This is a genomic window from Lentibacillus populi, assembly GCA_014642895.1.
Taxonomy (GTDB): Bacteria; Bacillota; Bacilli; order Bacillales; family Amphibacillaceae; genus Lentibacillus_C; species Lentibacillus_C populi.
This window is the reverse complement of the sequence record BMJD01000009.1, coordinates 51,026-72,671: the sequence shown is the minus strand read 5'-3', so window position 1 is coordinate 72,671 and position 21,646 is coordinate 51,026. Positions and strand designations below refer to the sequence as shown.

The following is a 21,646-nucleotide window of genomic DNA, read 5'->3' as shown; positions in this document are numbered from 1 at the left end:
CTTTGTTGTAAACGAATATACGTAATGTCGACACTCCAAACATGATTTGGGCGTGTAATGTTCACTCCTTTCAGTAGATATGGATAAATACGGTATTGCAAATTGCGTTTTACTTAAATTAGGTCCTAGATAAACGGTTTGTATTCCCATTTAACGCGTGTGGCGCTGCACCCTTTTGCGATTGATGTTCACTCCTTCATCCTTTAATTTTTCGGCAATCCTGCGTGAACCGTAAAATGGGAATTTCGTATAAATCTCATCAATCCGGTATTTAATAGCAACCTCTTCCGGGGATGGCTGAACAGGCTTGTAGTAAAGACTGGTCCGATTGATCCCTAATAGCTCAGCCTGTTGGATGGGTAGTTCGCTGTCTTTCCATTCCACCATCTCCAGACGCTCTTGCCTAGTCGCGGTAGATGCCAGACTTTTTAGAGCCACGACAATTGCGTGGTTAATTTTCTGACTTCTGCATAGAGGTTTTCCGGTTGTTCTTCATAGTCAGCTTTCATTTTTTTCTGATCCTTGTTTTGTTTTTCAAAAACATGTGGCACTTCTTTTAGGAATTGAGTTTTCCATTTATGTAGCTGGTTCACATGGATCCCGTGTTCAGAAGCAATTTGGCTCATTGTTTTTTCTTCCTTCAAGATTTCCAACACGATTTGAGTTTTGAATTCGGGTGTATATCTTTTTCGTTTCATATACCTACCTTAACATCTCCTTTTTTCGTGTCTAAAATCTTGGGTCCATTATAGTTTTTTCTTTAGGATAGCCTATTGATCCAAAGTGACTACAAGTAATGGAGGCTGATTTAGCAGCTTGTATTAATGCAGCTTTTGGTTCTAAATAATCGGTATAGTTAGTTAAAAAACCAGCAATAAATGAGTCTCCTGCCCCCATTGTATCCTTTAAATCTGTATGCAATGGGTTTTGTTCAAAAATTTCACCTTCTATTGAAAAAATTGCTGTCTTTTCTCCACGGGTTATACCGACTACCTTAACTCCAAAACCATGAACAAATTCAAATAAATCACGTATTTCATAATCTGTAAAATCACTACCAGAGAAAAATGAATATGTTAAAAAAGGAGCGATTTCCCTTATTAAATTATAATCCCATTTATTTGGAATAGAAAAATCGTATGAGATTGCTTTATGGGATATTTTATACAATTCATCCTTTAAATCACTGTTAATACTAGTGTGAACAACATCAAAATCGTTAATATAACTAATATCATCTTCTTGCAAATTTAATCTCAATAATGATTCAATCCTTGTTCTTTGATTAGTGCCGACAAATGTTCTATCTCCATTCTCAATTGAAATTGTGGCCTCTGCACATTCGCCAATTGCATATCGACTCCTACTTATATCAATATTCTCTTCCTTCAAACATTCAATTACATGTTGAGACGATCCATCACTTCCAAATATACCCAAGTATGCCGATTTTTCCGCACCATTCCTTTTTCCAAGTACTGCAACATTTAATGCATTACCACCTGGAAATATTATTCCCCGATGTTTATAATAATCAACGACGTTATCTCCAATACCTATTATCTTCAAATAATACTCCCTCTCCAAGGTAAATAAAGATTTTTTCCAGCATTTAATCTACATTAGCTACATCGTTCATCTCTAACTCGAGTAGTTGCTTCCGAATCTACTTCTTTTACATCGTCTGTCAAAATCACACCATAGTCATCTCTAGCTGAAGCAACAGATACCTTTCCTTCTTTTACATCTTGAAATACTTTTTCAACATCCCTAAATAAGGGATTTCCATAACCTCCTGCACCTGGAGTAAATATGGTAATCTGATCCTCTTTATCTAATTCTATATCCGATATTTTTGAATTGAGTTTTTTAATTTCACTGTTTGCTCTCTTCAACCAAAAACTACCCGAGCTACCGTTTTTTCCGCCAGCGATACCCCATGGTGAAAATACATGTCTCTCCCCTAATCCAGTGAACAACAAATTATCACCTAACATTCTAAACTGCCTTTTTAATCCTAATCCACCCCGATATAAACCTGGCCCTCCCGAATCCGGAGCAAAATTATAACTTTCTACCATTATAGGGTATTCACGTTCCAACGCCTCTATAGGTAAATTAGAAGTATTTGTCATATGGACCTGTACTCCGCTTAATCCATCATTATTTTTATGTGCACCTGAGCCACCAGCAATTGTTTCCAAGTAAACAAAGTATTTGTCTGTTTCTGGATTAACTCCAGAAAAAATAGCAGAAGTTACCGAACTATTACATGCAGCTATTACCCGATCCGGAGCAGCCTTTGCCAATGCTCCAAAAACAACGTCTGCGATTCGCTGTGCAGCATCAATTCTAACCCCTACTGGCGCAGGAGGTGAACAATTTACAATAGAATTATCCGGGGCAACAACCTCTATAGCCCGATAAATGCCTTCATTGGAAAATATCGATTGACCGGCTAATGCCTTAAAGCAATAAAACACTGTTGTAAGTGTGCCAGATAAAACTAAATTTAATGGTCCTTTAACCTGTGGGCTTGTACCTGTAAAGTCAACGATTGCTCGATTATTCTCAATAATAATGTTCACTTTAATTGGAACTGGTTTATTCAACTCTACACCATCGTCATCTAAATAATCTTCAAAAGAGTACTCTCCATCAGGCAACTTTTTAATTCCCATCCTCATTAGATTCTCTGCATAATTTATAAGGCCGTCTGTATATGTTGAAAATTTGTATTTTCCGTATTTATTAATTACATCTCTCATACGCTTTGTGCCAGCTTTATTACAAGAAATCTGTGCATAAAGATCTCCTTTTCTTTCTTCAGGTGTTCGAGTATTATTTAAAATGAACTCCATAGTCTCGTTCACGATACTGCCATTTTTGCATATTTTAACTAACGGAATTCGAATACCTTCTTGAAAAATACTATTTGCATCTGAAGAGGTACTTCCTGGGACCTTTCCTCCGATATCTGAGTGGTGTGCAATATTAGCAACAAAAGCAGTTATTTCTCCATTGTAAAAAACTGGCTCAACCATTGTTATATCGGGAAGATGGGTTCCTCCACCAGTATATGGGTCATTTGTGATAAACATATCTCCTTCCTTAATGGAAGAAATGGGGAATTTCTTCAATACCTCCGTAACTACACTTAACATGGAACCTAAATGCATCGGAACATGCTCAGCTTGTGCGATCATACGTCCCTTCATATCAAATACGGCTGTCGAAGCATCTTTTCTTTCTTTTATATTTGTTGAATAGGCAGTTTTAACTAGTGTAACACCCATTTCTTCAGCAACTGACAAAATTAAATTTCCCATAATTTCGAGTGTTATTGGACTAATATTGTTTTCCATCGGGTTTCACCTCACCATTTACCTTAATAATCAAGTTTTGATATGGATCTACTATCGCTTGTTGATTTGGTAGAATTAAAATAGTTGAATCCAATTGATCTACAATAGCTGGTCCATTTATTTTATCCCCAGTCACAAGTTCTGATCGTTGGAAAATATCTGTTTCATAGTATCCCGGTTCCTCTACTTCAGAGAAGTAAACTTCCCTTTTAGATTTAGAAATTACTATTTCCCCTTCCCCCTTGTTACCTTTATTTAGCGGGACTTTAGGAAGGTTTCCACAAGCAGTTAGACGATAATTTACAAATTCTACCTTAGCTAATTTATTAGAGTAACCATATGTTTTTTCGTGGGCTACGTGGAATCTTTCCACTATAAAGTCTATATCTCTATTGTTTAATTCATTTATATGAATGGGAACTGATAATTCATAATTCTGCCCCTTAAAACGAATATCGATAGTGCAAATAAAATTTCGTTTATCTTCTTCAATATTTTCTGCTTCCAATAGTGTAGTACCCTCTAGCATCATTTCTTTAAAATGTTCAATTATTACATTTAAATTCTGTTCTTTAGGCTCTAATAGCTCTGTTCTGACATAATCCGATTTTATATCCGTAACAAGTAAGCCCATGGAACTAAATGTTCCTGGTGACGGTGGTACAATAACCGTGGAAATATTTAATTCCTTTGCCAAGGACCCGCAGTGTAACCCTCCACCCCCTCCAAAAGATACAAGGGCGAACTCACTAGGAGAATAGCCTTTTTCAACAGAAATTAGTCTAACACCACGAGCCATATTTGCATTTACCACGGACAGTATCCCGCTAGCGGCCTCAATTAAAGATAGATTCGTTTTATCACAAATATGTTCTTTAATTGCTTTTTTAGAGGCATTAACATCCAAATCCATTTTCCCATTTAAAATCCCGTTCGGATTCAATCTTCCTAAGACAACATTAGCGTCCGTTACAGTAGGTAGTGTACCTCCACGACCATATGCAACTGGACCTGGAATCGCCCCAGCGCTTTCAGGTCCTACTTTCAAAGCTCCTCCATCATCTAACCATGCAATAGATCCTCCCCCAGCCCCATAGGTATGAATATCCAACATTGGAACCCTTGCTGGAAACCCTTCTATTTCTCTTTCCATGGATATTTTTGGATTTCCATTTTCAATTAGACTGAAATCCGCCGATGTTCCGCCCATATCAAATGTAATCAAATTATTATATTTAGTTAATTCAGCTATATAAGAAGCTGCTACTACACCCGCAGCAGGCCCTGAAAGGGCTGTTTTAATTGGATTTATTACGGATTCCTGGATCGAAATAATTCCACCATTTGATTGTGTAATATATGGTTCAACAGGAATATTTGATTTCTTAACAGAGCTTCTAAAGTTTTCCATATACTTTTTCATGACTGGACCTAAATAAGCGTTCATAACAGTTGTACTTAATCTCGGATATTCACGAAATTCAGGAACGATTTCATGGGAAGCGGATACATATGCAGAAGGATACAATCTTCCAATTTCTTCCAAGGCGATTTTTTCATGCATGATGTTTTTAAATGAAAATAGAAAACAAACCGCAATGGAAGTGATACCCCTCCGTTTAATATCTGTAACTATTTCTTTAAGCTGATCCTTATTAATCGGAGTTCTAACTGAACCATTAGCATATAACCTTTCTTCGACTTCATATCTTATATCTCCTGATATTACTGGTTCGGGTTTTTCCTTAAATAAATCATACAGACTAGGACGTGTTTGGCGCCCAATTTCTAATAAATCTTTAAAACCTTTTGTTACGATTAAGGCTGTTTTTGCTCCTTTTCTTTCAATAATGGCATTAGTCGCTACAGTTGTTCCATGGGCCAAGTAGGTCACTTGATCATTAGGAACGTTATGTAAAGCTAATAGCTCTTCAATACCTTTCATAATTGCAATGGACGGATCCTCAGGTGTAGACGGAAGCTTATGATTATTGACATTTCCAGTAACAGAATCTATCATCGTAATATCAGTAAATGTTCCCCCCACATCAACACCAACCATATAACGCATAAAAATTCCTCCTTTTCAAGTCTTTAAGATACGGTTAAAATTAACTCCTATAATATGATTTAATAGGAGTTAATTCTAACTCACTACACATAATAATTTTTTATACTAATATTCTACCTTATGCATATATCTTCTTGTTTCCAAAGGATGATTACGTACTTTTGCGAATTCCCTTGATAAGGCACGTAATACATAAAGATGAAGAACAGAAGCAATTTCACCCTCTATGGCTATATCAATTTTAGATAAGTCAAAATCTTTGGCATCCAATATAAATAATTTTTCTCCGTACTTATTTAAAAATTTCTGTGCACGTTCTTCCATATATCTTGTCTCATCTAAACCAAGCAATAGAACAAACGGAGTATCCTTATCAACAACCTCAAACGGACCATGGAAAAACTCACCAGCATGAATTGCATGTGAATTAATCCATTGAGCTTCCATTAATATACAGATAGCAAATGTATAAGCTACCCCAAAGTTACTGCCACTAGCCATTGTATAAATCATTTTTTCATTTTGATATTTCGTGGCAAAATCTATAGACTTCTCTGTATATTTTTCGATCGCTTTATCCACTGTATACTGCAAACCAGGTAAACTAGATACTAATGCATCATATTTATGGTGTCCCTCTTTAATTTTCAGCAAGCCAAGGGTAAGTTGAATAATAAGTATATTCCTGGAATCAGCTGGGTTTACTTGTGGGCCGTATTGATAATCTATTCTAAAGTCTGATGCCTTAGCCAGTGGCGATTCATTTTCGTATGTAAAAGCAACCGTAGTAGCACCTTTATCACGGGCAAATTCTGCAGCCGCTGTCGTTTCCGGCGTATTCCCAAGGTGAGAAATGACGACTACTAATGATTTTTCATCTAGTGTTGCTGGCGACCGGTAAATAAATTCATTTGAATTGTATACTTCAGCAGCCAATATTTTTGAATCACGTTCAATTATATATTTGCTTGAATAAGTTAAGGCGGATGAACCCCCACATGCTACATAAAATACTCTGTTGATATCCTTATCTTTTAACTCCTCCAAAGTTTTAGAAATTGCTGTTTGTCCTGTATAATTTTTTATCATTTTGCTCCTCCTAAGAACACATTTTGAATTATATTGTTTGATAACGTTATATGACGTATTGGTTAATGTTTTACCTTCACTATTATCTATTCTTCCAAAAAAACATGTGCTATTTATTACATTGAAACCCCATAAATCTAAAGATGGAATAATCCTTTATAGCTATGGAGGTATAAAAAGTGTAAATTATTATTTGTATATCTTTTATTCTATATTTTCTACGGTAAAAGTAAACGTAACTTTTGAACCAAGGATTAAAGAATTTGAAACGTGAACAACTTCATTGTTTGTATCATATGCTGTTTTTCTTAATAGATACATAACAGAGTTTAAATCACACTCAAAAATAGCTGATTGTTCTACATCTGATAATGTTACATCTAATGTTTTTTCTGCTTTATTAATCTCAACATCATAATAATCCCTTAATATCTTATATGTTGATACATTGCTGCCTATATAGGTTTCTAATTTTGGGAAACGAGAAATTGGATAATATGATGTTTCAATAATAAATGGTTTGCCATTTATACTTAAAAGTCGCTTTAATTCCAATACATTATCCTCTGGCATGATTTTAAATAAAGAACATAATTCCCCATTTGGTTTCTTAATCTTATTTTCCAAAATTTGTGTACTGGGTTCCTTGCCAGATTGGGTGGTAATATCTGAAAAACTACCTATGGAAATTAATTCTCTTTTAATCTTTGATTCACTTACAAATGTTCCTTTACCTTGTTTTCGATAAAGAATTTTTTCGTCAACGAGATCTGAAACCGCCCTTCTTACGGTTATTCTACTTACACCATACTTTTTACATAGTTCCATCTCCGTTGGCAGCTGTTCACCTGTTTCATATTTTCCGCTTTCAATATCTTCTATAATTATTTGCTTTAACTGATGGTATAGTGGTATTTGACTTGCATTTTTTAATTTCATTTTTTAACAACCTTCCCAAAAATTTTTACACCATTCAATATAGTACAGTAGTAATCAATATTTATCAATCCTTTACGAGTAAAATAACACAAATATTGGTCAAAATACAAATTTTCTATATTCCGTAATAAATATTATACTACTTTGATGCGTGTAAAATATTCTGGTCAGGCAGGCTACATTTCATAAGATGCTATTTCTCTCAAGAACGCATTTCTTAAAGTAAAACACATTCTTACCCGTTTTTATGATATAAATGACAGGCAACGAAGTGATTGTCATCTATTTTATCAATTGAAGGATAAATTGATGCACATTTTTCCATGCGATATTGACATCGATTATAAAATCGGCATCCTTTTGGTGGGTCTGTTGGATTTGGAACATCCCCTTCCAAAACAATACGTTCCCTATTTATGGTCGGATCGGGTATAGGGATTGCCGATAATAAAGCTTTCGTATACGGATGACTTGGATTATTAAATAATTTATCGCGGTGGGCTATTTCAACTATTTTACCCAAATACATAACGGCAACTCTATCACAAATATGGTTTACAACACTTAAGTCATGGGATATAAAAAGATAAGTTAAATTAAGTGTTTCTTTTAATTTTTTCATTAAATTTAATATTTGCGATTGAACAGAAACATCTAAGGCGGACACCGGTTCATCACAAACTAAAAATTTTGGATTTACTGCCAAAGCCCTTGCAATTCCAACTCTTTGCTTTTGACCTCCCGACAATTCATGAGGAAACCGATGAATATAACTCTCGTTTAACCCAACTAGATTTAATAATTCTATTACTCTCTCTTCCACTTCTGTTCCTTTTGCCAGTCTAAATATTTCTAACGGAGTTCTGATAATCTCTCCCAATGTCATACGAGGGTTCAGGGAGGCTCCCGCATCTTGAAATATGATCTGCATTTCGCTTCTCAATGAACGTACTTCCTTGTTGTTATAGGAAAGTATATTATTCCCATTATATAAAACACTTCCGGATGTTGATTCAATTAATCTTAAAATGGTACGTCCAAAAGTCGACTTTCCACAACCACTTTCTCCGACAAGCCCAAGAGTTTCTCCCTTTTTTATAGCTAAGTTGATGCCATCAACCGCTTTAACCACTTTTTTATCCTTATTAAGAAAATTTGATTTAACAGGGTAATGTTTTTTAAGATCTTTTACAGTAAGTATATTTTTATTATCGCTGACCATTACATTTCACCCTTTGTTCTATCATCATATAAAAAACATCTTACCTTATGGTTATCCTTTTCAAACATGTCTGGTCTAGTCGTTTTACAAATTTCCATTGCATAAGGACATCTTGGCCAAAATTTACATCCAGCGGGCATTTTTGAAAGACTTGGAACCGCTCCATCTATCGTATTTAATTCTTCCTTTCGTTCGTCCACTTTTGGTAAAGAGTTTAATAAACCCTTTGTGTAGGGATGGAGTGGATTTTCAAATAATGTCTTTACATCACAATTTTCAACCACCATACCCCCATACATTACGAGAACATTGTCTGTCATTTCCGCAATTACCCCTAAATCATGGGAAATCATAATAATCGAAGTATTGAAATCATTTTTAAGGCTCTTCATTAATTCTAAAATTTGGGCTTGAATAGTTACATCTAGTGCAGTAGTTGGTTCATCGGCAATTAATAAATCCGGATTACAAATCAATGCCATGGCAATCATTATTCTTTGCCTCATGCCACCACTTAATTCATGAGGATACTCATAGAATCGTTTTTCCGGAGCAGGAATTCCAACTAACTTAAGCATTTCAATAACCCTTTTTTTTGATTGTTTTTTACTTAACCCGTAATGATAGCGTAAAGCTTCACTGATTTGATTACCAATTGTATAAACTGGATTTAAAGACGTCATTGGTTCTTGAAAAATCATCGATATTGCATTTCCTCTGATCTTAGTCAATTGCCTTTTCGATAGTTCTGTTAAATCACTTCCTTTAAAATATATATCACCATCTACTATTTCAGCTTCTGGAGGGAGTAATTTTAAAATTGACATGGAGGTAATGCTCTTGCCACATCCGGATTCCCCAACAATTCCAAGAGTTTCACCTTCCCTAATTTTAAAATCAACTCCTTCAATGGCTGGTATCCGATTGTTTTTATTTACAAAGTGAACATGGAGTCCCTTTACCTCAAGTAATACATCACCCATATTATCTCCTCCCGTTCATGGATTTATATCCTGTTTGACTTTCTATTTATATATGAATATTTTTCATTTCAAGGACTACCTGTAGGTACGAATTCATACCTACAGGATATCCTCATCATGTAAAGTCACAGTTAAAGGTGACTGCTAATTTGAGAGTTTCCAATTCCATGTTCCAAAGTTCATCCAAACAAAATCATCAATTGGTACATTTGATAGACGTTTATTATATGCCCATAAATTATTTTGATGATAAAGCCATATATATGGTTGATCTTCTGCAAGGGCAATTTGATAGTCATCGTAAACTTCTTTTCTTTCATTAAAATCCGTTAGTTTTGCACCTTTTTCCGCAATATCATACCATTTTGAATCGGTTAACAAGGAGTAGTTTCTCGAATCGCCCGGCTTTAAAATGACACTACTTTCACCGGGGTCTATGTTACTACCGCCCCCCAATAAGCCTAGATCCGCTTCTCCTTCACTTAACATAGATAGAAGGGTAGCAAAATCATATGTCTCGATACTAATCTTAACTCCTATAGCTGCTAAATCCTGTTGAATTAACAGCGCTGATTGCTCTCTGACTTGATTCCCCTGTGGAACAAGCATTCTATACTCTCTATTAAAATCAAACCCAGATTCTTCTAACAGCTTTTTTGCTTCTTCTGAGTTATAACTATTTCCTGACAGTTTTTCGTTAAAGTAAGGATGGTATTCAGGCATTGGACCAACAGCTACCTTTCCTTCTCCTAACATCAATTTATCTACAATTTGTTGTTTATTAATTGCCATGTCAAATGCACTTCTAACTCTTGAGTCGTGAAAAGCATCATTTGATTCTGACAAATTAAATAACATATATTGGTATGTGTAGTCTTCTACCGGTGCGGCCACAATATCTTCTGCATTTTTTACTGAATCCCAGTCAGATAAGGGAATACTTCCCATTGCCACAACATCAATATCCCCCTTAATTAAACCGGGTGTTAAATTTTCAGCTGATACTACACGAATAACCAGCGTTTTAAAGTCAGGGCTTCCTTGATAATAATCTTCAAACGCTTCTAACTCTAACGACGTACCCGATTCGTCTTTGACGTATTTAAATGGACCAGCCCCAATTGGCGCATTCCAAAATTCCGAATCATTAATGGAAGCATAATCACCTTCGCCAAGTTTATGTTCAGGTAAAATATACAAAAAGCTTAAGAAGGCATTAAGTATTCTATCCTCGTTTACAGCCTCTTTAAATTCAAATTTTACAGTATGCTCATCAACAGCTTCAACCCCAACATTATCGGATTTTTCAGCAACTCCATTTTCATCAGTTCCTGCAAGTACAGCAAATTCAGAGCGATAATAATTATCCACTGATTCATCTGTCATTGCCTTTACTGTAAATACAATATCGTTAGCGGTAAGTTTTTCACCGTCATGCCAAATCGCATTATCAGCTAATTCAAACGTCATGGATTTCGAATCCGTTGCCATTTCCCATGATTGAGCAAGTCTTGGTTTAATTTTACCGTCGTGGGTTCTATAAACAAGCCTCTCAAACAACTGATCCGCTACTGCATTCCCATAGTTGCCAGAGGTATTGTAAACATTTAATGTATCCCATGTAGAAATTATTGCCATCGTTACTACGTCATCATTACTTCCACTATTATCATTTTCTTTACTAGCTTCACTATTACTATTACTGCTACATGCAGTAGTGATTAGTAAAACAGCTATCAAACAAGTTAAAACAGTCATCCAATTTTTAATCATTTTTCCATCCCCTTTCTAAATTATTAACCAATTTTTGTTTTTGGATCTAAAGCATCCCTTAATCCATTACCGATAAAATTAATGGAAAGTATGGTGACTATAAGAGCTATTCCCGGTGGCAGCCACATCCATGGTCTTTCTGTTAAAATCGTAATTGATTGAGCGCTGTACAGCATATTTCCCCATGAAGCTGCTGGTGGTTGTACACCCATTCCTAAGAAACTTAATGACGATTCTAATATTATCGCTGCGGCAATCCTAAATGTAATTTGAATTAAAATTGGGGCAATTGCATTAGGTAATATATACTTAAATACGATTCTGCTATTCTTTTCCCCAATTGCTATCGCACCTTCAACGAAATCCTTTTCTTTAACACTCAACACATTCCCATAGATTAACCTTGCAAAAAACGGCCAACCAAGCACACCAATGACAACTGTAACCGTAATAATAGAAGGCCCAAACATGGATACTAAAAATAGAATTAGTATAATAGACGGAAAAGAAAGGAAAATGTCAGCAAGTCTCATAATGATACTTTCAATGTAGCCTCTATAATAGGCTGCTAATACTCCAAGCGGTATACCAATTATCACGCTTATAAATGTGGAAATAATCCCCACAAACAATGAAACTCTCCCACCATAAATTAAACGACTTAATACATCCCTACCTACGTCATCACCACCTAATAAATGTTCTGAGCTGGGTGGCGCATTAAATGCTAGCGCATCGATTTCAGCCTCAGTATATCGTAAAAAAAATGGTAGAATAATAACTAACAAAATTATCACAATTAGTACAATTAATCCTAAAATTGCTAGTTTGTTTTCGCAATATTTTTTTAGGAAATTTAAGAACAAACTTGGTTTTTTATTATTTTCCATCCTCTTTTTCTCCTAACTAATCATAACGAATCCTAGGATCTAACAACCCATATACTAAGTCTGTAATGATATTAAACAGTAATACAGCGAATGCCACTATAATCGTTATCCCCATTATTACAGGGTAATCACGAGTGTTAATAGACTGAATGAGTAAATTTCCTATCCCTGGCCAAGCGAATATTTGCTCTGTCACAACCGCCCCACCCAATAATAATGGGATTTCCATACCCAAATATGTTACAACCGGAATTAATGAATTTCTTAAGATATGTTTGATTGTTACAATGTATTCTTTAACTCCTTTAGCACGTGCAGTCCTAACATAATCTTCCCTTATAACCTCCAACATACTGCTTCTTGTAAATTGAATCAGAGGTCCAACCATATGTAGTGAGAGTACAATGGATGGCATAATCAAATGTTTCAGGAACGATAATATACTAAACTCTTGACCAATATCGTACATACCACCAATAGGTAATATTTTCAATTTAACTGAAAATATAAATAAAAATACCAATCCAATAAAAAAGCTAGGTGTTGAAGTAACGAAAAAAGAAAAAAATGCAGCTATATTATCCCACAATTTATTTTGATTCTTAGCGGAAAGAATTCCCAATGGGATGGCAATAACGCAAGCAATAAGAACAGCTGCAATAGCCAATAAAATTGTAGCTCCAAGACCATTAAGAATCAGATTCATTACCGGTTGCAGCGTTCGGTAAGAGTCACCTAAATCACCCATAAACAATTTACCGATCCAAGAAAAATATTGAATATAAAATGGTTGATCAAGTCCTAATTTAATTTTTTGTCTTTCTATTTCCGCTTCTGAAATATTTTGGTTGCTTAACAATAACTCAAGTGGACTACCTGATGCAAAGTAAGATACCAAAAAAACAAGTAAGGTAATTCCAAAAAAAGTTGGTATAGCGACTAGGATACGACTTAAAATATACTTTTTCATTTTATCACCTGCATCAGCCTATAAGCCTTTAATTTTTACATATTGTTATTCTAATTCGGGCCACGAAATTATGAACACAGTCTATTTTTTATAATTACTCCATCTTTCATAATAAGAGGAATATTTTTTTTATCTTCTAGTAAACTAATATTTTGTAATGGGTTCTTATTTATGATAAGAAGGTCTGCATATTTCCCCTCTTCTATTGTTCCTACTTTTTCTTCCATTTCGAGGCATTCTGCCGCAGTTTTTGTCGAAGCTACTATTGCTTCCATTGGTGTTAATCCAACCTCACATAATAAACCTAATTCCCTAAGATTCGTACCATGTTCCATAACACCAGCATCCGTTCCCATGGCAATTTTCACTCCATTTTTATATGCTTTTCTAATACTTTCTTTATGTATTTCTAATACTTCTTTCGCTTTTTTTAATCCATATTCGGGAATACCAGCATCATTTGCTAATCCTTTTTCAACAACAGTTAAAGGTGCTAATAATGTAGGAACCAGGAAGACATTGTTTTGTAACATTAAATCTATCGCTTCATCATTCAAATAAATTCCATGTTCAATAGAATGAATACCTGCTTTGACTGCATTAATGATTCCTTCTGTACCTTGAGCATGCGCCATTACCTTAATATTCTTTCGAAATTTACCCTCTTGAACAATCGCTTGCAATTCCTTGATCGTAAATTGTGTAAACTGTGGATCATCCGTTGGACTTAATACACCACCAGTTGCATGAACCTTTAGGACATCAGCTCCAGCCCTTAACATTTCTCTTGCTTTTTTTCTAACATCCTCAACCCCGTCACACATACTTTTTGGACTACCTGGATAATTCCAAATGTCTGTATCAACGCCTGAAGGAAGCCAGCCATCTGCATGTCCTCCAGTGATTGACAACGGGTTTATACAAATTTTCAATCTTGGACCAACGATTAAATTATCTTCAATTGCCTGTTTTATACCAAAATCTGCTCCACCAGCATCTCTAACAGTTGTTATTCCTGCTTCAATGGTATTTTTCAAATTGACAACAGATTCATAAAACCGATAAGAAAATGGTTGGTTTAACTTTGCATTCGTATCCTTAAAGTTGAGCATTACATGTACATGAGAGTCAATAAACCCTGGTAATATATACTGTTTATTTAGATCAATAACTTCAACATTTTCAAGGTCGGACAGGGCGATATCCTCATTACCTAATACAATTTTTTCAATCCTATTATCTTTTATTAAGATACCCTTTATTTCAACTGGGTTTTTACCTGTTCCATCGATGAGAGTTCCATTCATTAGATATTTATACATTTATTCATTCCTCCTCTACTTCTAAAAATGCACTCTAGCTTTATTAAGCGGGATAATCCGGGCCAGATTCTGCAAATTCTTTTTGTACACTTTTAAAGTATTCTGAGTCCAATAACAAGTCAGCACCTGTTTTCGCCAATGCCTCCGCCATGTTTAGCATAGCTTGATGGGCCTCGGGACTTTTTGCAGCTTCTCTAAATTCTATTGAATGCCCTGCAACTGCATTTGGAGTTATCTTCAAATAAGGGTGGATAGTAGGGATTTTTAAACTAACATTACCTATATCGGACGAACCCGCCCCTCCCTTAATAACTGGGGCAGTGACCACTTCACCAGTCTGTTCCAAATATCCAGCCATTCGATTAGCCATCATTTTATTATTCTTCATTTCCGCATATACAGGTGAATTTTGTTCAATCCGTACCTTCGTACCTGTTGACAGCGCTGCACCTTCCGCACAAGCCTCAACTTTTTTTACCATTTCTTTTACTTTCTCTTGTGTTAAAGCTCTAACCAAAAATTCAGCCTCAGCGTATTCCGGTATTATGTTTGGAGCGTCGCCACCCTTTGTTATTATTCCATTTAATCTGGAGGTTTCGGGAATATGTTGCCTTAACATGTCAGTTGCTACAAAAAATTGTATCAACGCTGACAAAGCATTTTTTCCTTCTTCCCCATGAGAAGCAGTATGAGCAGATTTACCAAAATATTTTATAGACAAATGTGCATTTGCAGTTAAATGTCTCCACGGAATGGTTATCTGATCATTTGGATGAAACATCAGACACGCATCAACTCCATCAAAGACACCAGCTTCCAGTTCAATAATTTTCCCCCCTGCTCCTTCTTCACCAGGTGTACCTATAGCCAGGACTGTTCCCTCAAATTCTCCATTATCTAAGGCCCTTCCAAGTGCGGTTGAAGCAGCAAGGCCCCCAGTGGCAATTAAGTTATGACCGCATGCATGTCCAATCTGTGGTAATGCATCATATTCAAGTAAAAATGCAATCACAGGTTTTCCAGAACCCTTTTTAGCAACGAATGCGGTATTCAAATCAGCTACTGGTGTCGTAATACTAAATCCTTCATTTTTAAGCCATTTGGTTAAAATACTATGTGCATAATGTTCTTCCATAGCTGTTTCAGGTTTATTATGCAAGTCTAAACTTGTATCAATAATATCCTGTTTTATTTTTGATAGTTCCATTTCAATTTTCTTATGTACTTTTTGGATCTTTTCATTCATAATATTGCCTCCTTAGTGGCGTCATTATTAATAAAGTTAGACACTATCACAATGATTAGTAGATCTGCAAACCTCAAAATTAATAATTCAAATAAAATAAACTAGTTTATTAGCTATTATTTTAATTGGATAGTGATAACGCTTCCCTATATAACGTTATATAACAATATAGCATCTTATGTTAATTGAGTCAATATACTTTTTATATTTTTTTTATCATTTTTTCCATTCCTTGAATTCGGAATATTTTACTTTGGAAGCAATTGAAAGTATACAGGGAATATTAAGGATAATTTAAATCACTTTTTTGGTATTAAGTCTAAATTTTCAAAGTCTTCAAGTGCAATAATGGGTTAAGTGTGTTTTTTAACCTCCGAAGCTTGTATAACATTATAAAAATAATCACCAGAGAAAATTAACTTTTCCCCGGTGATTCCGACACATTAATGTAAACTTTGATAACATAGTAGTTCATATTAATTTTCCATTCCAACCTGACAAATTACCCTGTGGCCTTTTTAAATAAAATTGTTTTAATATTTAATTGCCCTATCAGAATAAGCCTCCATTATCAAACTCTCCATTTCAGACAGAAACCTATCCAGCATTTTCTCACCTTTTTCTTTAGTCGCAAGCGTTGAATCCCCAAATACCCCACTTTGGCTAAGATTCCCCAAAGAAATTGTAGATTTGCCATATAAACCAGGCCTATCTGGATATTCACAAACAGCTTTATTCATTTCAACCATTTCCGGCTTTAAAGCCAACATTAAAGAAGTTTCAAATTCACAAGCATGAATCATATCGTGCCACGTTGAAGAATCACAATATTCATTTCTGATCTCTTCCAAATTAGGATAAAACAAATATATAATCTGCATATCAAGTTCATCCATCAATTCTCTAGTAGCATATTTCATACTTGCATTATTAGAATCATGACCATTTACCAGCACTAATAGCTTCACGCCATAGCGAGATACACTATGTGCCACATCTTTTATAACATTTTCAACATGATGTTGCTGCAATGATATGGTTCCGGGGATATCACGCCAAACCCACGAGTAACCAAAAGGCATCGTTGGAAGCATAAGTGCACCGGTTCGTTCCGATAGTTTTTTAGAAATACCTTCTGATAAAAATATGTCAACTCCCAAAGGTAAATGATGCCCGTGTTGTTCCGTTGCCCCTAATGGTAAAATAGCTACAGGAAAATCTTTGACTGCAGCAGCAACTTCATCACGGTTCATCTTTAATATTTCTCTTGGTGATTTCATTATTAAAACTCCTCTGAAAGTAATTGATTAAAGACCAATGCATTTTCTTTAATTTTTTCCAAATCCGTTTTCGTTGCACCTCTTGGAACTAAATCACTTCCAATCGCAAAATACGAACATCCAACCTGTTTTAATTCCTTTATATTCTTTTTATTAACTCCTCCAACCGCCATTAACTTCATATCCGGGAATGGTCCCCGTATATTTTTTATATAATCTATACCTAGATTTACCACCGGGAATAGCTTCACAGTTCCAATACCGAGCCTAGACGCTTGGCCAATTTCACCGGGTGAGAAAACCCCGGGAAAAATAGGAATTTCCTTTGATAATACATATTTTACTATTTCCTGATCCCAACCAGGCGTTATAATATAATTAGCTCCCGCTACAATGGAGGCATCTACCTGCCGAGTTGTCGTAATAGTACCTACACCTAGATGGATCTGATTGCCAAAAGATTCACTAACCTTTTTAATACATTCCAATCCCTTTTCTTCATCACTTAGAGATACTTCCATCCAGGAAATTCCACTATCCAGTAAACATTTAGTTATATCAACAATATCACCTGAATTTACCCCGCGAATTATAGCGATTAAGGTATCCTTTTTCATCGTTTTGGCCTCCATTAGAACTTCGCCAACCAGTTTGCTGGATTTTCAACAAAAATAGTATCTATATCTTTTTGGCTAATTCCTTCATCTAATAAGCGAGGGATAAACTTTTTAATAATATATTCGAATCCTGGACCGCCGCCATAAGCGTGTAAATAACATTTACGTCCCATATCGGCAGAGATTAACAGTTGTTTTGCATGTCCATTGTCAATCATATTTTTAATCAGTGATACACGGGTGCTATCCGGATAATATTTGATTTTACTTGTACCATCAAATTGTACATAGGCACCCCTCTCAGCCAATTGTAAATGGTAATACGGATCAGCATTTCTATCACTATGGCCGACGCCTACTTTTGTTAAATCAACGCCTTCCTCCTCAAGGATATCTAACATTTCCATCCCCATTGTTCCTGCTTCAGTATGCAGCCAAATTGGGGCTCCGGTTTGAAGTTGCGCCCTTGCAACTGCCCGGGTTACCTTCTCCTCTAATGGATGAATAAGCTGATTCCAGGAACCCGATTTCAAGAATCCTGCTTTTGCATCAGTACCATCCATTCCCATGGTCACATCTCTAACTAATTTTTGCGTTATTTCTTCAATTGTTAGTGCTTCAACCCATTTTGGGAAATAGATGTGCTTATTAAAGCCGGATGTTGCTACTACATTTACTCCGGTTTCTTTTGACATACGTACCAGTTTAGAAGCATCTCGCCCATAATCAAGTGTAGTAGCATCTAAAAGTGCATTTCCACCAGCCCTTTTAAATCTCCATAACTCACTTACACTAGCTTCATAATCAGTTAATTCCAGGTCACGATCTTTTTGTGAACTAGGAGGATTTGTCCATAAATGCTCATGGCTATACGTGAATCCCAATTGTTCCTTTTCAATATCTCCTAACACTGTTCTTACTTTACTCATTTGAAAAACTCCTATCTCTAAGTTGTAGTTTATAAGGGCTTTTAGGCAACTCGCCAAAATAGATTCACGCGATAGAAAGCCCAGGTTTTCACATCAATTACTCAATATGCTTAAATCCCTACTCCAAAAAGTAACCCAATTAATTTGATAAGGATAACAACAATAATTGCATCTGGTGACGCAAACCATAATCCACTAACTCCGTATTGAGATAAATCTACTAACGGGTACGCAATAGCAACTAATAAGGAAAAGGTAAGTCCTAAGAAAAAGCCACTTACTATTGCGCCGCGTAATCCACCCCTGGCATTACCAAATACACCAGCAGCCCCACCCATGAAAAATAATCCAATTACCGAAGGAAGAACTGCAACCGGCAAGAAGCTAGACATAAAGGTCACAATTAACCCGCCAACTAATGCTGCTAAAAAGCCAATTGTGACAGCAACAGGCGCAAAAGAATAAAAAATTGGAACGTCCAGTGCTGGCTTTGCACCTGGTACAATCTTTTCGCCAATTCCTTTAAATGCAGGAACTATTTCTGCTAAAAACATTCGAACACCCATTAATAGAATCAAAATTCCTACCACAAATCCTAATGCCTGGAATATAGCAAATTGATAACGATTTACTCCACCCGATATTTCATTCATTGTTTCTGCATCGACGAAAGTGGCGGTTACTACATAAACTATTACCATTATTATTCCCATTAAGATACTCATATCTTTTAGAAAGTCTAGTGATTTAGGAACCTTGACATCTTCAGCAGATTGTTCCTTATTCCCAAATTTTCCTCCAACCCATCCAGATAGGGAAATCCAGGAACTTCCCCAAAAGCCAAACGCAACATTGTCATTGCCGGTAACTTTTCTAACAGACGATTGTGAAATAGCAGGGAAAATAACCATTGAAATACCTTGTATAATCGATCCTAAAACTATAGTCATTTCACTTGATAAACCCATTTGGCTGAGTACAATTGCCATCGTAGCTGCAAAGGAAAACATCATATGTCCTGTTAAGAAGATATATTTAAATTTGGTAAAACGTGCAATCAGAACATTAATGAGAAAAGAAAAAATTAAAATAAATGCAGTTTCCTTCCCCAATACAGTTTGTACTGCTGCTGCTATTGCATTGTCTTCTGCCACGATACCTGTTAATCCAAAAGCCTCCGTGAACATTGTACTGAATGGTACTAATGAATTTACAATGATGTTGGACCCCTGTTGCAGAATTAAAAATCCAAATAATGTTTTCATCGTACCTTTAATGACATCCGAAGTAGATTTACGAAGCAATATTAAACCTAATCCAGCTATGATGGCTATTATTATCGATGGGTTACTAAGGATGGAAACCAATAAATCGATCACATTTATCCCTCCTTAGATAACTTTTCTATCATTGGAAGTACTTTTTCCTTAATTTCGTTTTTATCTAGTAAATTATCAATTGATATAATTGGGACATCCTCACTAGATAGCTCATTCGCAATTTCACTTGAAGCAACCATAAAGTCGCATGATTTTCCTTTAGCGCTTCCAAGATCAGTAGCCTCTCCATCTACTTTATAACCATTTTCCTTTGCCATTGATTGAATATCCATTAATAACATTAAACTCGTACCAAAACCCATTCCGCAAACACTTAATATATACATGTTTTCCACTCCCCACTCCTATATCGTTATTATTTTTGTTATTTCTTCATAATTTTCTGCTTTTAAAATTTGATCAAGCTTTTCATCATCACCCAGAATGGTAGCAATTTTTTGTAACATTTCAATGTGCCCAGTATTTCCAACTCCAGTAATCGCACAAACTAATTGGACAGGGTCATTTTTTTCATGCTGAAATTCAATTGGCTCCTTTAGTCTTACTAATGAAAACCCTGCGGATAAAGCTCCGTTTTCTGGTCGAGAGTGTGGAATAGCTATCCCGGGTGCTATAACAATATATGGCCCTACATCCCGATACCCCTTTACCATTGCCTCCACGTATTGTTCAGTAGCATAACCAGCTTCAACTAGTAACCTGCCACTTAACCTTATAGCCTCAATTGCATTATCTGCCTCAGCGTCCAAAAGAACTGCCTTTTCTTTTAGTAGCGTCATCACGTTATCCCCCTACCTTATTACTTTATTTTTATCTCTTCCGGAGACTTTTATATGATATTCATACTTGTCAGATCTACTAATCATTTCAACCATCTCGAATGGTGTACCATTTGGTAAATACGTGGTCCTTGTAATCTGCAGGATGGCATCTCCAGGGGAAATACGTAATGCAGACGCTTCCAAATCTGTAGCTAATCTAGCTCTTATTTGTTCATTGGCTTCCTCTAGTATAATGTTGTAATTTTTTTCAAGCTCTTCATACAATGATTCTCTGGTAAATCCTTTTTCTAGAAAACCAGGGATATATTTTTCTCTTAGATAATTAAACATTAAAGCGATTGGTTCTCCGTCGACTAATCGAATTCTTTCTACACAAATGACTTTTTCACTTGAATGAAGATTTAGTTTTTCTTTTATTTTTTTGGATGGTTTTACTTCGAAAATTCTAAGCCTTTCAGTATCTGGCTTTTTCCCTTTTAGATTCATTTCTTCTGTCCAACTAGTTATGGTACTTGCATCTTGTATTATTTTTGTTGACCTAACGATTGTTCCACGGCCCTGAATTTTTTCAACAAAACCTTCTAAAACCAATTCATCAATAGCTTTGCGGATCGTTATTCTGCTAACGTCGTACTTTTTTTCTAAGTCTGTTTCAATGGGTAATAAATCACCTTCTTTCATATTTTGAATTATTTCATTTAGTATTTTCTTCTGGACTTTCTTGTATAAGGGTGTTTTAATTTGCGACATGTTATTGCTATCCCCTCCAAATACATTATGATGTATATTTTATTTTATATAATTCATTATAATGAATATATCATGAAA

Annotated in this window: 21 protein-coding genes; all 21 read right to left on the bottom strand. The window is 35.5% G+C overall.

The genetic code is table 11. The features are described 5' to 3' along the window. Positions 1-150 precede the first annotated feature (150 nt). Positions 151-387, bottom strand: coding sequence for an IS3 family transposase (locus tag IEX12_RS23780; protein WP_371871285.1), 237 nt, complete (start codon positions 385-387; stop codon positions 151-153). 41 nt (positions 388-428) lie between these two features. After that, a complete protein-coding gene (locus tag IEX12_RS23775; RefSeq protein ID WP_371871284.1) occupies positions 429-698 on the bottom strand; it encodes a transposase in 270 nt (89 codons plus the stop codon). A 31-nt stretch (positions 699-729) separates the two neighbouring features. Beyond that, entirely contained in the window at positions 730-1,569 is an 840-nt protein-coding gene (locus IEX12_RS08045) for a PfkB family carbohydrate kinase (protein WP_188724925.1), read from the bottom strand. A gap of 53 nt (positions 1,570-1,622) precedes the next feature. Continuing rightward, positions 1,623-3,365, bottom strand: coding sequence for a hydantoinase B/oxoprolinase family protein (locus tag IEX12_RS08040; protein ID WP_155554677.1), 1,743 nt, complete (start codon positions 3,363-3,365; stop codon positions 1,623-1,625). Beyond that, entirely contained in the window at positions 3,349-5,436 is a 2,088-nt protein-coding gene (locus tag IEX12_RS08035; protein ID WP_155554676.1) for a hydantoinase/oxoprolinase family protein, read from the bottom strand. Before IEX12_RS08035 ends, IEX12_RS08040 begins: the two co-directional genes overlap by 17 nt. 105 nt (positions 5,437-5,541) lie before the next feature. Further along, positions 5,542-6,525, bottom strand: a complete 984-nt coding sequence (locus IEX12_RS08030) for an SIS domain-containing protein (RefSeq protein WP_155554675.1) — start codon at positions 6,523-6,525, stop codon at positions 5,542-5,544. A 204-nt stretch (positions 6,526-6,729) separates the two neighbouring features. Further along, entirely contained in the window at positions 6,730-7,464 is a 735-nt protein-coding gene (locus IEX12_RS08025; protein WP_155554674.1) for a GntR family transcriptional regulator, read from the bottom strand. Positions 7,465-7,699: 235 nt separating this feature from the next. Then, positions 7,700-8,686: an ABC transporter ATP-binding protein gene (locus IEX12_RS08020; RefSeq protein WP_188724924.1), complete on the bottom strand. Its 987-nt coding sequence runs from the start codon at positions 8,684-8,686 to the stop codon at positions 7,700-7,702. Continuing rightward, entirely contained in the window at positions 8,686-9,669 is a 984-nt protein-coding gene (locus tag IEX12_RS08015) for an ABC transporter ATP-binding protein (RefSeq protein WP_188724923.1), read from the bottom strand. Before IEX12_RS08015 ends, IEX12_RS08020 begins: the two co-directional genes overlap by 1 nt. 144 nt (positions 9,670-9,813) lie before the next feature. Then, complete coding sequence (locus tag IEX12_RS08010) at positions 9,814-11,442, bottom strand: ABC transporter substrate-binding protein (protein WP_155554671.1); 1,629 nt, start codon at positions 11,440-11,442, stop codon at positions 9,814-9,816. Positions 11,443-11,465: 23 nt separating this feature from the next. Then, complete coding sequence (opp4C, locus tag IEX12_RS08005; RefSeq protein WP_188724922.1) at positions 11,466-12,332, bottom strand: oligopeptide ABC transporter permease; 867 nt, start codon at positions 12,330-12,332, stop codon at positions 11,466-11,468. Between the two features lie 16 nt (positions 12,333-12,348). Next, a complete protein-coding gene (locus IEX12_RS08000; protein ID WP_188724921.1) occupies positions 12,349-13,302 on the bottom strand; it encodes an ABC transporter permease in 954 nt (317 codons plus the stop codon). 68 nt (positions 13,303-13,370) lie between these two features. Then, complete coding sequence (locus tag IEX12_RS07995) at positions 13,371-14,624, bottom strand: metal-dependent hydrolase family protein (protein WP_188724920.1); 1,254 nt, start codon at positions 14,622-14,624, stop codon at positions 13,371-13,373. A 43-nt stretch (positions 14,625-14,667) separates the two neighbouring features. After that, complete coding sequence (locus tag IEX12_RS07990) at positions 14,668-15,870, bottom strand: M20 family metallopeptidase (RefSeq protein ID WP_188724919.1); 1,203 nt, start codon at positions 15,868-15,870, stop codon at positions 14,668-14,670. Between the two features lie 533 nt (positions 15,871-16,403). Further along, positions 16,404-17,153 (bottom strand): creatininase family protein, encoded by a 750-nt coding sequence (locus IEX12_RS07985; protein WP_308777527.1) that lies wholly within the window; start codon positions 17,151-17,153, stop codon positions 16,404-16,406. Continuing rightward, positions 17,153-17,767 (bottom strand): bifunctional 4-hydroxy-2-oxoglutarate aldolase/2-dehydro-3-deoxy-phosphogluconate aldolase, encoded by a 615-nt coding sequence (locus IEX12_RS07980; RefSeq protein WP_188724917.1) that lies wholly within the window; start codon positions 17,765-17,767, stop codon positions 17,153-17,155. The genes IEX12_RS07985 and IEX12_RS07980 overlap by 1 nt, the downstream gene beginning before the upstream one ends. Before the next feature lie 14 nt (positions 17,768-17,781). Next, positions 17,782-18,696 carry a phosphotriesterase family protein gene (locus IEX12_RS07975; RefSeq protein ID WP_155554664.1) on the bottom strand — a complete coding sequence of 305 codons (915 nt, stop codon included), beginning with the start codon at positions 18,694-18,696 and terminating at the stop codon, positions 17,782-17,784. 110 nt (positions 18,697-18,806) lie between these two features. Then, positions 18,807-20,075: a PTS ascorbate transporter subunit IIC gene (ulaA, locus tag IEX12_RS07970; protein WP_188724916.1), complete on the bottom strand. Its 1,269-nt coding sequence runs from the start codon at positions 20,073-20,075 to the stop codon at positions 18,807-18,809. Between the two features lie 2 nt (positions 20,076-20,077). Further along, positions 20,078-20,362 (bottom strand): PTS sugar transporter subunit IIB, encoded by a 285-nt coding sequence (locus tag IEX12_RS07965; RefSeq protein WP_188724938.1) that lies wholly within the window; start codon positions 20,360-20,362, stop codon positions 20,078-20,080. An 18-nt stretch (positions 20,363-20,380) separates the two neighbouring features. Next, a complete protein-coding gene (locus tag IEX12_RS07960) occupies positions 20,381-20,815 on the bottom strand; it encodes a PTS sugar transporter subunit IIA (protein ID WP_188724915.1) in 435 nt (144 codons plus the stop codon). Between the two features lie 12 nt (positions 20,816-20,827). Further along, positions 20,828-21,568, bottom strand: coding sequence for a GntR family transcriptional regulator (locus IEX12_RS07955; protein WP_188724914.1), 741 nt, complete (start codon positions 21,566-21,568; stop codon positions 20,828-20,830). Between the last annotated feature and the right edge of the window lie 78 nt (positions 21,569-21,646).